This window comes from Sunxiuqinia indica (assembly GCF_009847015.1).
Taxonomy (GTDB): Bacteria; Bacteroidota; Bacteroidia; order Bacteroidales; family Prolixibacteraceae; genus Sunxiuqinia; species Sunxiuqinia indica.
Genome location: NZ_WVEM01000009.1, coordinates 56197 through 68986, shown reverse-complemented (window position 1 = coordinate 68986; position 12790 = coordinate 56197). Strand labels below are relative to the sequence as shown.

Here is a 12790-nt window from a genome sequence, read left to right as displayed (position 1 = left end):
ATTTGATCATGTACCCAATTGAATTGAATAGAAATTAAACACAAGTCATAAAAAAGCTCCGACCTCATCATGAGATCGGAGCTTTTTAGATATCGTAATTTGTAATCGACTAATTAATCTTTACCCCACGTTTACGTTCTGCTTCGCGCAATAAAATTTTTCGCATGCGGAACGATTTTGGCGTTACTTCCAAATATTCGTCAGGGCCAATGTATTCCAGCGCTTCTTCCAGGCTAAAACGAATGGGTGGTGCCAACTTGGTTTTATCATCCGAGCCGGAGGCACGCATGTTGGTTAACTTTTTCGATTGAGTGACATTGATGGTCAAGTCATCGCCTCGCGTATTTTCACCAATCACCATTCCTTCGTAAACCTCATCGCCCGGAGGAATGAAAAAGCGTCCGCGATCCTGTAATTTATTCAGCGCGTAGGCAAAGGTTGTTCCGGGTTCTTTGGCAATCAACGAACCGTTTTTGCGGCCTTCAATAACGCCTTTTAGCGGTTGGTATTCAACGAAACGGTGCGTCATTACAGCTTCGCCGGCAGTTGCAGTCAGCATGTTGGTACGCAAACCGATGATTCCACGCGACGGAATCAAGAATTCCAGGTGAATGCGGTCGCCTTTGCGCTCCATATTTTGCATTTCGCCTTTGCGGGCAGTAACCAACTCTACCACTTTACCCGAAAACTCGTCGCTTACATCCACATGCATTTCTTCAATCGGCTCGCATTTGATGCCGCCAATTTGTTTGTACAACACCTGAGGCTGACCAACCTGCAACTCGTAACCTTCACGACGCATGGTTTCAATCAGTACCGACAAGTGCAGCACACCACGTCCGTATACGGTAAATACATCGGCCGATTCGCCTTTTTCAACACGCAGGGCCAGGTTTTTTTCCAGCTCTTTGTACAAACGATCGTGCAGGTGGCGCGAGGTTACAAATTTACCTTCACGTCCGAAGAACGGAGAATCGTTGTTGGTAAATACCATGCTCATGGTTGGCTCGTCGATCGCAATGGGGTCAATTGGTTCCGGAGATTCCAGGTCGCAAACTGAGTCGCCAATGTCGAATCCTTCGATACCTACCAAGGCACAAATATCGCCATTGACCACGTGATCAACTTTAATACGGCCCAGTCCGGTGAAGGTATGTAATTCCTTAATTTTAGTTCGTTTTACCGAGCCATCGCGTTTCGCCAAAGCCACTTGCATGCCTTCTTTCAATTCGCCACGATGAACACGCCCAATGGCAATACGTCCAACGTAAGATGAATAATCCAGCGATGTAATCAGCATTTGAGGAGTACCCGGGTTTGGTTCACGTTCCGGAATATGCTCGATAATGGCATCCAGTAATGGGCCAATATTGTCAGTTTTATTTTTCAGATCATCGGTCATCCAGCCTTCTTTTGCCGAGCCGTAAATGGTTGGGAAGTCCAACTGTTCTTCGGTGGCATCCAGACTAAACATGAGATCGAACACTTGCTCGTGCACTTCTTCAGGACGACAGTTTGGTTTATCTACTTTGTTTATAACAACAATAGGTTTTAACCCCAACGCCAGTGCTTTTGACAGTACAAAGCGGGTTTGAGGCATGGTGCCTTCGAAGGCATCGGCCAGCAATAGCACGCCATCAGCCATGTTGAGTACTCGTTCTACTTCACCACCAAAGTCGGAGTGACCAGGAGTATCAATAATGTTAATCTTGATATCATGATAATCAACGGCAACGTTTTTGGCCAGGATCGTAATTCCCCGTTCCCTTTCAAGGTCATTGTTGTCAAGAATAAGCTCTTGCTTTTTCTCGTGATCTTTCATCACATTACAATGATATATCATTTTATCAACCAGGGTTGTCTTGCCGTGGTCAACGTGCGCAATAATCGCGATGTTTCTAATCTTCTGCATATGTTCTTCAAAATTGAGGCGCAAAGATAGTCTTATTTCAATTGCTCCTGCATATTCTTCTAATTTGTTGACGGTAACTTAACAAGCTGTGGTGGAATTAGTTTGCAGAAAAACAATTTCGGCAACTTATTTTTCATCCGGGTGGTTCAATAAACGTCTTCTGTTCAGTCTTCAGGCTCTTCGGAATAGCGATTGAATACGATGTTTTGCTGAATCCCCGTACAGCAAAGGGGCTAAGCTTTTGGGTACTTAGGAATAGCTCCTGTTCCATAGCCCAGCAAGGCAATTCCATAGCGCAGCAAAGCAATTTCCTGTTGCTGAAGACCTATTCCAAAGGACAGCAAAACAATTCTCTGTGGAATCATAGATATTTCCTATGGAATAATGATTCTGCGTTCGAAAATATCTATAATTCCATCGGTCAGCAAGACTATTCCATAAGGAATAGAGATAATTCCATCGGTCAGCACGATTATTCTTTGTCTTTTGAAGGGGTGGAGTAATTGCTCCATTATGCTGCAATACGGTTTTACGAGGCAGAGCAAGCGGGAGATATGATGGAGCGTTTGCTGAAGTAACTGACTGCTCACTTGCTTTTAAGCTTTCCGGTATTAATCACATTTAGCACCCCGTGCTGAACCTCGATTTGTAGCGGACTGCTTAGCTGAACAGCTTCTCCGTCGATGTGGAATTTATTTTCGGGGGTGACAATGGTTACTGGCGATTGGCAGGGGATATACTGAATTTTTCTGTTGTTCTTCAGCTGCCCGGTAAATAGTTTGAAGGCAAAATAAGGAAACTCGAACCAATAAAGAGGTTTCACTAAAACAAGGTCGAATTGTCCATCGGTTGGATCTGCCATCGGAGCCATTCTTGCTCCGTAGCCATATTGAGCTGAATTGGCGATATCGATAATGAAATAATGACCGGCAATGGTTTCTTTCTCCAGATGAATGGTTGCCTGCACAGAACGGTAGCTAAAAAACACCCGGACGGTACTGATGAAGTAGTTCCAAAATCCGCGACCTTTTAGTTTGGTGAAATCGTGGGCTACCGCGGCATCATACCCAACTCCCGTAATGTGAACGCTGATTAACCCATTTACCCGATTGACATCGGTTGGACGAGTTCGCCCACTCTCAATGGCTTGCACCAATTGTTTCAGGTTTTTCTTGTAGCCAAACTCACGGGCAAAGCCGTTACCCGATCCGGAGGGATACACCGCCAGCTTTTTGTCGGTATCGACTAAGGCTGAGGCCACTTCGTTCACGGTCCCGTCTCCGCCAACGGCAACAAACACATCGTAATTGTTGAGCTCTTCGCGGACAATCTCAAGGCTATGCCTGGGGTATTCGCTTAACCGGAAAGCAACTTTGTCCTTATACAACTCCAATTGACGGATTAGGCGTTTGGTTTTTCCTTTACCCGCACGTGGGTTAATGATGAATAGAATATTTGGTCTATCGGTTGGCATCTAAATCAGTCTTATTGCTATAGGAGTGCCAAATTAAGCAATTAATTCAATGATCTAAACTGATCCTAAAAGGTCTTATATTGAAAAATTTGATGCTTCTTGAGTTCATCTGTTTGGGGTTTTGTCGAATTGAGCTCAGCCAGATGGATGCGATCAATTTCATGTAATTGATCGCCCTCTGTTTTTTTGGGACGCAAGGTAAAATGACTAAACCATTCGTATAACCGATCATCATTATAGATACGATGAAGATTGTGCCCTTTGTCCGGAAAACGATTATAGCTTATCGGCGAATCGTACGCTTGAAGAGCTTTTACCATACGATCTGACCGAAGTACCGGAACCAATTTGTCTTGCGCACCATGGAAAACCCAAATTGGAATGTGGGACAAGTTCTCAGCCCATTCATCTTTTCCTCCTCCGCACAAGGGAGCGATTGCTGCAAAGCGATTCGGATAGCGGTTGGCCAGTTCCCAGGTGCCAAAGCCACCAAGGCTCATGCCTGTTAGGTAAATCCGGCTCGAATCGATCCGGTATTTTGCATTGATTTCAGCGTAAACCGTATCGAACCAATTGTCGCTGGCCCAATTCTTCCCCCAGGGGCACTGTGGTGCAACGACTATGAAATCGAGCTTTTTGCCTTTATCAAGAAAATACGGGAGCCCATAGGTTTTAATTTGTTGAATATCGGTCCCTGAAACAGAACGACCGTGCAGGTAGAAGATGACAGGGAACAGTTTGTGATTTAGACTATCATAGTTTTCAGGTAAGTAAGTCAGGTAGTTGTAATTTGCTTTTACCGCTGAATTTTGGGCGATCAGTGTACGAAAGCTAAAGTTTAAAGAAATGAGTAGCAGAAATAGTGTTTGAAGCTTACTTATGTTCATACTTTTATTTACTAATATTCAAACGAAAGTAGGAAAAGAACTAATTTAAGATACCCCGTTAACAATTATTAGGTAAAAATTTCGTGTTTGTTGCTTGAGTGTGTTTATAAGTTGCACATAATCAGTGGTAAGAATTGATTTCAGAAAAGCATGCAAATTGAATAATGGGTCAAAATTGTTGTTACATTTGACCGCAAATAATGGAATGGAATAGGGTTCGTTATTCGACATAATTGCAAGATAAGTAGTCGGTTATTTTTGGAGGATGGCCAATTAGTAAAATAAAAATTAGAACTTTAATAGAAATTGAATCCATGAGAGCAAGTTTTTTTCTTGTCTTTTTTATAATGGGCACTTTAATGATTAGTTGTGCCCAGGAGCAACCGAAAACCGAAGCTGTTTCAAACGAGGGGTTGACACTTCCTATTTCAACCGATGTAATGGAGCTGAAGCCGTTGCAGGAGCTCCATAGTTTTGAATTGCAAAATACCTTGGATGCTGAGATTAAAAAGAATGTAAAATGGAGCAGACTGGTCGATTCAAAAAAGATGGCTGTTGGGTTGGTGGATTTGCGTGACATTAATAATGTCCGGTTTGCAAGTGTGAATGGCAATAGTATTATGTATGCAGCTAGTTTGCCCAAAATCGCTGTTTTATTGTCTGTCTCTGATGCTTTGGAAAAGAGGGAGCTGGAAGAAACGCCCGCGATACTGGAGGATATGAGACGCATGATTTGTCTTTCGGATAATGCGGCCACCACTCGCTTAATTGATTTGCTGGGCTACGAGAAAATAGAAAGCGTAGTTACTGACCCCGATTACAAATTGTACGATCAAGAAAATGGTGGAGGCTTATGGGTGGGCAAACGCTATGCTAAAACCGGCGCACGATATCCTGAGCCTATCAAGGGGATTAGCCATGCGGCAACGGCCGACCAGGTTTGCCGGTATTATTATTTACTCATTCAAGGTAAGCTGGTCAGTTTTGATCGTTCAAAACAGATGCTCGATATGCTGATCGATCCGGAACTTCATCATAAATTTGTAAACACCATTGAAAAAGTCCGGCCGAATGCTACGCTTTTTCGCAAATCGGGAACCTGGAAAAATTATCATGCCGATTCAATATTGGTGTGGGGAAAAGAAGATCGGTTTATTTTGGTTGGCTTGCTGCAGGACGATGACGGTGAACGAATATTGCGTCAGTTGGTTTATACCGTCGAAGAGGTATTGGATAAATATAAATAAACGAATTAACCCGGCAATCGTTGGATAGACAGAATGAAAAATTTTGACAGCTCAATTCGGAATGTTTTTCAAGAGGCTTTTCAATATTTTCTGAATAAGTCTTTTGATATTCGCATTGGAGAGTACCGACGTGTGCTTTTGATGCAGTTGAATATTTTTCTGATCATTTCAACCTTACTGATTGTAAAACCAATTGTTAATTCGTTGTTTTTATCGTCTTTTGGGTTCGAATTTTTACCAGTTGCTTTTATCGTTCTTGCTGTTTTAGCCATCGGGGTCTCGTGGATGTTCTCCCGACTCTTTTCTCGCTTTCCGTTTCAGAAGATCATGATTCGAACTTTGCTCATCTCGGTGGTTACCTTGTTCGTTTTTGGGGTGTTGCTACGTTTGAATTTCTTCGTTCAAACGGTTCTGTTTCTTTTTTATGTATGGGTTGCCATTTTTGCTGTTGTCACCTCTTCTCAGTTTTGGGTACTGGCCAATATGGTATTTAATCCGCGGGAGGCAAAACGAGTATTTGGCTTTATCGGAGCAGGAGCTATTGCCGGCGGTATTTTTGGTGGTTACCTCACATCTATTCTTGCGCCAGTGATTGGGAGCGAGAATCTCATCTTTATGAGTATGTTGGTTCTGCTGCCTACTTATTGGGTCACCAAGGCCATCTGGAAAGATAAAAACGCCGACCAGCAAAGGAATAAATTCCAAAAGATACCGGAGTCAAACCTGGCTTCCAACCCAATACAGATCATCTTAAAATCCAGACACCTTTCTTTTCTGGCCGGTATTATTGCAGTCAGCGTGATTGTTGCCAAACTTGTCGATTATCAGTTTAGTGCAATCGCTTCCGTGGCCATTTCCGATCCCGATCAGCTAACGTCGTTTTTTGGCTTCTGGTTTTCCAATTTCAACTTGTTGTCTTTATTCATTCAGCTTTTTATAACCCGCCGGGTAGTTGGTGTGTTTGGCGTTGGCACGTCATTATTAATACTACCTGCAGCCATTCTGTTAGGAGCTGTCTGCACCTTGTTTTTTCCGATACTAGGAGCCGCTGTTTTTATTAAAATGAGTGATGGAAGCCTGAAACAATCGATCAACAAATCGGCTACTGAATTGCTGGCTTTGCCGATTCCGGTTGAGTTTAAAAACAAAACAAAATCATTTATCGATGTTTTTGTCGACAGTGCCGCGACAGGTATTGGTGGATTGATTCTGATTTTTTTAGTAAATGGTCTGGATTTGTCGACCAACTTTATAAGCTTAATGATTATTGGGCTGCTGTTCGTTTGGGGATATTTTGCCTTGCAGGTTCGAAAGGAATACATCAAATCATTCAAGTTAATAATCAGTTCAAATGACCGGATTGATGAGAAAAACAAGAAAACGGTATCTCCGGAATCGATTATTGGAAACTTGATTAAACAGTTAGAGTCGGAAGATGAGAAGCAATTGCTTTATGTCCTTCGAAAGATTGGTGAAGTGCGGGATGATCGTTTCTTTCCAGGGATAAAAAAATTACTTGATCATAATTCGGCCGAAGTAAGAGCAAAAGCCATCATTAATTTAAGATCGTATTTAAATCATAATTTGTCGGGTGAGATGGTTCGGTTGGTGAATGATCCTGATCAGCAGGTTCGGGTAAACGCTTTTGAGTATTTGCTGGTGCTCGCTCCCGGAAACCGGGTCAAATTGATTGAGTCTTATCTTCAACATGAAGATGAGAAATTAAGTGAGGCCGCCTTGTTGGCACTTGCTGTGGAAACAAAAGATAACCCGGAGTTGCAAAACTGGTTTTCGTTGGGAACGCGCATCCAGGAGCGGATTGAGCTGATGAAAGCCGGAGATGAGTCCCTGAAAAAGGAACAGCTCAAGTTGATTTTGACAGTTATTGGTATTGCCGGGGCATCGGCTTATTATCGGTATATCGAAGAAGCGTTTCATGATCCTTCACCTGATATTGTTACGCAGGCTATTGAAGCTGCCGGTGATTCCGGGCATCCGCAATTCGTAAGTTCATTGGTTGGCTTTCTGGTTAACCCAATGTACACAACTCAGGCACAAATCGCTTTGGCTAAGTTTGGAACCCCAATATATCGCGTGTTTCATCAAATGATCGATTCTGAAAAACTGGCCATTGATCAGGTACGAATGTTGCCTGCCGTAGCGGAGAAAATTGATAGTCAGGCAACCATTAAATTTCTTTTTGCCTTATTGGATTTTGAAGATTACCTGGTTCATCAGGAAAGTCTCAAATCATTAAATTCCGTGAAGTCGATTTTTCCTCATTTAGTTTTCGACAAGCGATTGGTGATGAGTAGGATTACCGATGAAGTGCGGTTGTATCAAAATAGTTTAGTTGTATTGAATTCGAAAGTGGCGAACGTTAGTGATGACATGGATAGCAATGAAAGCATAACTGATGCACGTAAAAGCTTAATTGATATACTGGAACGTAGGTTAGATGCCAGTCTGGAGCGTATCTTCCGTTTACTGGAGCTTCGTTATCCACCCGAAGATATCCTCACTGTTTATAAAGGAATTCAAAGCGATAAGACCGATTTAAGAATGAACGCTGTAGAGTTTTTAGACAACCTGCTGGAGTCGCGATTAAAAAAAGTTTTGATTCCGATATTGGAAACCGCCATTTCGAATTCGATGACGAGCTCGGCAGGAGAGGGAGGTACAAAGAAGGAACCGGATGAAATTGAATGCTACCAATTATTGCTCGACGGAATTGATGTAAAGCTAAAACTAGCGGTCTTTTATTTGCTTGAGCAGTTGGCTGATGCTTCCTATTTGTCGTTAGTCGCTCCATACCTTGAAAGTCAGAATCCTAAAATCAGAACATTTGCCCAAAAAGCGAATCAAGCGATGCTGGCCAGCCGTAAAGTCCATTAATCCATAAATGGAATTCAGAGTTCCAGAAAATCCAATTTTTATTTTTTTCGAATCAAATCGTCAATGCTGCTTCCCAAGCCCAAATGATCAAGATTCGAGTTTTTACGCAATACGTTGGTCATTACAACAACCAGATAGGTAGTTCCGTCGGGCTGTTCAACAATGGCTACGGAATTCATGTAATTTTGCACATTGCCCATGTATTTTTTGCAGGTGAATCCTTCTTCTGGTTTACATTTATACAGGCTGCCTGATTTAAAGTAAATGGCAGCGTTGGTCAATCGCGGAGAAGAACCATACCGAATACGACGGTCGGTCATATACATTAAACGCTTTATTTCCAGGCTTGACTTTTCATCGACAATTTGCCCCCGCTCCATTGCGACCAAAAACTTCATAAGTCCGACCGGAGTGCCAATGCTTCCGCCTTCACCCGGGATCATTTTTTTGGCACCTTGCGTAAACATACTTCCCAACCGCCACTCGTCCTCGGCTATGCCAAGCTCCCGAAGCGGTTCATTCACAACATTAACAGCCAGCTTTTGCAGAACGGCTTTTGGAGTCGATTGGAAATATTCGGCGACATGTTCTTCGGTTAGGTTTGGGTAGGCTTTTCCGAATGCACGCATCAGTAAAACTTCGCGCCATAAAATACTTGCAGCGCCGTTGTTACTCACCGAGAGCATGTGGTCGGCCCACTCAAATAAGGAGAAAACATCATCTTCACGCACAGTTCGCTTGATGAATTCATTTGTTTCTGGGTTGAAAATCGGAATGGTGTGTTCATCAAAATTGGCAAAGACACCTGCTTTGACAAACCGACTTTTCAACAGGTCGATGCGTTTTTCGTACGAATCGGGATAAATGCGGCTAAGCTCCGAGAATAAACCCACTGCAACAGCCAGTTTTCCTACGCTTCCGGGCTGAAAACCCTTTGTTCCCTGTCTGCTGGCATATCTTATTTCTTGGCCTTCGGTGATATCGAGCAGGGCAACGGAATAGCTTTCGTGCAGGTTAGGAAAAAGATTGTTTAAGCCCTGCTGCAGCTTTTTGTCAGGCGCAGGAATGGTAGCCAGGCTGTCTCCTCTTACGCCGGTTAAGTTAAGCTTAATATCCTCAATTGATTTTAAGGCTCCGGTAATTGGTTTGCTATCCTTGATCTCGCCATCAAGTATTTTTTGCAACCGGTTCAGCCTTCTGATTCCCGAATATTCATAACCGTCAATGGGATAATAATTTTCTTCGGCCAAGCTTGAAATCGCAATGAGTACGAGCAACCCACTTGCGAGCAGGGATTTTTTTATTTTCATTACAATTTGGTGTTAAGGTTAATGGCTTCTTCTGAAAACTTCTCTTTTGAGATTGACTGCAGGTAGCTGGAGCTTTTTGCCCGTTTGTTCTCCACAAAGGGTCGAACCTGAAAGAGCCACAGTTTATTGTCCTTAAAGCCTAGTTCAACATCCCACGGGCCATCGCTGGCCACTGCATCGGCTGTGTTCAGTTTTTGTTTTAGCGATTGAGCGAAATCACGTAGCTTTTGAATATTCATTGCAGACAGGATCGGTTTCTCAAAAGTGGCAAAAGTTTTAACTGTGCCTCCGGAGGCTGGTAGCTGCGTATATTCTGGCTCGCGCGCAGGAGATAAAAGCTTGTTGGTTCCATCCGGTTTCAGAACGTAGGTTTCGGCCATTTGTCCATCCACCGCTCCGCCTGCCCCTCGGCTAAAAGCAATGGTTTGTTCATTGAGCGAGCCACTCTGCAGCCCTTTCGTAATCAACACACCTGAGTAGTCCACATCAACACTTGGAATGATTAGTATGGATGGATATACATTTTCGGGGTTGAGCAAATAACTTTGCCGCCATTTGTAACTTCGTTCTGAATAGGGGGATGCCCACACTTCTTTGATGCCTTCAATAATTTTTTCAGAATCGAGCACATTGAAAATTGTCAGGTTTAATCCGGCACCCGTAAAATCCTTTAAATCTTCCATGTTCGTATCACTTCTTAAGAACACGGGGACATGGCCCAACTTTTTACTGAATACCTCTACAAACTGGTTTTCAAGGTCTGCTTTGAAAGAAGGCAAAATTGGCATGCGCTGGATGGCTCCCCTTAGGATTGCCAACTGAGCAATAACAAATTCATCGATCTCTGACTTTGGGAGATTGTCTTGCTTTTTAGAGGCAGCTTCTTCAAAAATATGATTTAAAAATTGCCAGTACGAAATCGATTTTTCAGGCATCTGTTGGTCCATGTGTTGCTTGAAAATTCCGAAAGGAACGACTAACCCTTCCACCACATGATCGGGAAAAAGCTGTTTCAGTTGTCCCAGGTTAGCGGCTTTGGGGCCACAAAGTTTTCCTGAATTGGAGGCATTGAGCCCCCGAAGGTTTACTAATTTCGTTTGGTCGAGCTGGATTTGTTCCGTTGGAATTGCAATCATTGCTTCGCTACGCGTCTTCACTTCGAACAATTTTGTCTCTTCGGCGGTCATTTCTTTTGCCGGTTTCATAATTACACTCCCATCCAGCGAAACCGCAAAAAACACTTCCTGCCCCGAATATTCTTTGAGATCGTGGTAATTTTGCTTGGAAAGCACGGCATTTGGGATTCCCAGGTTTCGTGCCAATAATTGTACATGCGAGACCAGATTCCCTTCGGAAACCGTGGCGATACCGGCCACTGGTTTCAAATCGGCCGGAGGTTTATCGAAAATGTAGATCTTATCTGACGAAACTTCCAGATTGACATGGCTTTCTTCAACGACGAGTAACAGGCCTTTAGCAAATCCGGGGTTGAGCCCCCGGAAGTGGCTCTGGTTGTCCAGGTTCATCACCTGGGTTGAATTGTCGGATTGCTGGTAGATGAAGTCTCCGAGTTGACTTACGGATCGTCCCAACGGAAGGAGAATGGACGAACGAATCCGGTCGTCAGTAAATCGATACGTCAGGGGCTCGAAATCTCCAAAGCGTTTAATTTCCTTTGCAAATACAGCCCGGTACATTCCGGCTCCCCACTCAACAGCCGAACGGGCGGCACTGTGGTAATCTTTGATTTCAGGTATTGAGCTTTCAGTTTTGGCAGGAGGTATCAGCCGATCTTTTAGAGCTTCCCACTCCCAAAGTTCAAGGTAGCCACATGCAGTAGCAGCACGCACTAAATCTGCATTTAATTTGAAATTTTCTGCAAGCGTTTGCGGGGTCCACGCTGTCAGTTCGTTAAACAGCGCCTCTTCCAGTTTTACCGAAATATCCAAATACTTTAGCCGCAATGAGGGGGCTTCTTCTGTTAGCTTTTCACGTATATTCAGCATCTGTTTGCTAATTTCGTGGATGCGTGAACTGCTGTTGGAAGCATTTTGACTGGTAATAAATGCGGATAATTCTTTTTTTAAAGGCGAGGTTTCTGAAATCCCCGACAAATAACCGTTGAGCTGTTGAAGCTGCACCGGCTGGTAGAAACGATTCATCTCGGATAACAGCTGGTCAACTTTAGTTGAAACATCATCGGGAAGTTTTGCCTTGTTCACTTTTCGAAATTCCTTGACAAGTAAGGTATCCGAAGAGCTTGGCTGACCATGAATTTTCACGCGGATATCCATGAATCCGGGGTATTCCTCTGCGATCAATAATGAAAGCGACCTTATATTCTGAAGGTTTTTGGTATCTGCATGATGTGGAATGCCTTTTACCGCTTCCCGTACAAGAAAGTACTGACTCATAATTGGCGCATCAGAAGCCAACAACCACTGAAGAAACTTTATGCCCCAAGCATTTTCATCTTCTGTCTGGCTTGCTCCCCGGTAATATTGGGCACGTCGCAATACCCAACCATTGTCAATGCTCTGCAAATACTTTTCAATCAGGTATTGTTTGATACGTGCATGGTTGAATTCCTCGTCCCAAAAATCTTCAAATGGTGTTGTTGCCAGAATTTGTCCAAGAAAAATATGGTTTGTCTGCCCCAGACGAACAATTTCATCTTTGTATTTTGCCCGCTGCACGCCTCCTGGTTGCGGACATCGTTGTTTTGGAAGAACAGTGGAGCCGTCGGGGCAAAACCATAATATTTGTTGGTAAGGGCCTTTAGGGTCTTTCTTCAAGGTTTCAACAAGCTTGGCAAGACTTTCGATTGAAACCGGTTGGGCATTTACTATTCCGGCAAGTAGAAAGGCTGCCAAAACAAAAAACGAAGTTTTGATCCGCATAAAAAGAATTTTTAGTTTGCACTAAATCAAAGATATGAATTCTTGGATCATGATCTCGGTTTTTACGACTTGGAGGAAAACCAGACCAAAACATTCATCATAATTATGAGATGCATCCAAAGAAGTAAAACAAACAAACGGATTTAAAGATTGCTTGTTGTACTT

At 43.2% G+C, this 12790-nt stretch carries 9 protein-coding genes; 2 read left to right on the top strand and 7 right to left on the bottom strand.

Annotation, left to right across the window (positions count from 1 at the left end; all coding sequences use genetic code 11):
• Positions 1 to 109 precede the first annotated feature (109 nt).
• The 5 genes from typA to GR929_RS14095 form a co-directional block, all read right to left on the bottom strand.
• Positions 110 to 1912 (bottom strand): translational GTPase TypA, encoded by a 1803-nt coding sequence (gene typA / locus GR929_RS14110; RefSeq protein WP_159520864.1) that lies wholly within the window; start codon positions 1910 to 1912, stop codon positions 110 to 112.
• Between the two features lie 233 nt (positions 1913 to 2145).
• Entirely contained in the window at positions 2146 to 2277 is a 132-nt protein-coding gene (locus GR929_RS22035; RefSeq protein ID WP_262886054.1) for a hypothetical protein, read from the bottom strand.
• A 9-nt stretch (positions 2278 to 2286) separates the two neighbouring features.
• Complete coding sequence (locus GR929_RS14105; RefSeq protein ID WP_159520863.1) at positions 2287 to 2424, bottom strand: hypothetical protein; 138 nt, start codon at positions 2422 to 2424, stop codon at positions 2287 to 2289.
• Positions 2425 to 2498: 74 nt separating this feature from the next.
• Positions 2499 to 3386 carry a diacylglycerol/lipid kinase family protein gene (locus GR929_RS14100; RefSeq protein WP_159520862.1) on the bottom strand — a complete coding sequence of 296 codons (888 nt, stop codon included), beginning with the start codon at positions 3384 to 3386 and terminating at the stop codon, positions 2499 to 2501.
• A gap of 65 nt (positions 3387 to 3451) precedes the next feature.
• A complete protein-coding gene (locus GR929_RS14095) occupies positions 3452 to 4273 on the bottom strand; it encodes a carboxylesterase family protein (RefSeq protein ID WP_159520861.1) in 822 nt (273 codons plus the stop codon).
• A gap of 359 nt (positions 4274 to 4632) precedes the next feature.
• Here GR929_RS14095 and GR929_RS14090 point away from each other — a divergent pair, with 359 nt between their 5' ends.
• Positions 4633 to 5520, top strand: coding sequence for a serine hydrolase (locus GR929_RS14090; protein ID WP_201301020.1), 888 nt, complete (start codon positions 4633 to 4635; stop codon positions 5518 to 5520).
• A 33-nt stretch (positions 5521 to 5553) separates the two neighbouring features.
• Positions 5554 to 8415, top strand: a complete 2862-nt coding sequence (locus GR929_RS14085) for a hypothetical protein (RefSeq protein WP_159520859.1) — start codon at positions 5554 to 5556, stop codon at positions 8413 to 8415.
• 38 nt (positions 8416 to 8453) lie between these two features.
• Here the strand turns inward: GR929_RS14085 and GR929_RS14080 are convergent, their stop codons facing one another.
• Complete coding sequence (locus GR929_RS14080; RefSeq protein ID WP_201301019.1) at positions 8454 to 9725, bottom strand: serine hydrolase; 1272 nt, start codon at positions 9723 to 9725, stop codon at positions 8454 to 8456.
• Complete coding sequence (locus GR929_RS14075; RefSeq protein WP_159520858.1) at positions 9725 to 12625, bottom strand: PEP/pyruvate-binding domain-containing protein; 2901 nt, start codon at positions 12623 to 12625, stop codon at positions 9725 to 9727. Before GR929_RS14075 ends, GR929_RS14080 begins: the two co-directional genes overlap by 1 nt.
• Positions 12626 to 12790: the final 165 nt, after the last annotated feature.

Bases quoted from the DNA above. Each gene is read 5' to 3' on its own strand.
- GR929_RS14080 (WP_201301019.1), bottom strand. From the start codon at position 9,725: ATGAAAATAAAAAAATCCCTGCTCGCAAGTGGGTTGCTCGTACTCATT.
- GR929_RS14075 (WP_159520858.1), bottom strand. From the start codon at position 12,625: ATGCGGATCAAAACTTCGTTTTTTGTTTTGGCAGCCTTTCTACTTGCC.
- GR929_RS14085 (WP_159520859.1), top strand. From the start codon at position 5,554: ATGAAAAATTTTGACAGCTCAATTCGGAATGTTTTTCAAGAGGCTTTT.
- GR929_RS14095 (WP_159520861.1), bottom strand. From the start codon at position 4,273: ATGAACATAAGTAAGCTTCAAACACTATTTCTGCTACTCATTTCTTTA.
- GR929_RS14100 (WP_159520862.1), bottom strand. From the start codon at position 3,386: ATGCCAACCGATAGACCAAATATTCTATTCATCATTAACCCACGTGCG.
- GR929_RS14105 (WP_159520863.1), bottom strand. From the start codon at position 2,424: ATGGAGCAATTACTCCACCCCTTCAAAAGACAAAGAATAATCGTGCTG.
- GR929_RS22035 (WP_262886054.1), bottom strand. From the start codon at position 2,277: ATGATTCCACAGAGAATTGTTTTGCTGTCCTTTGGAATAGGTCTTCAG.
- GR929_RS14090 (WP_201301020.1), top strand. From the start codon at position 4,633: ATGATTAGTTGTGCCCAGGAGCAACCGAAAACCGAAGCTGTTTCAAAC.
- typA (WP_159520864.1), bottom strand. From the start codon at position 1,912: ATGCAGAAGATTAGAAACATCGCGATTATTGCGCACGTTGACCACGGC.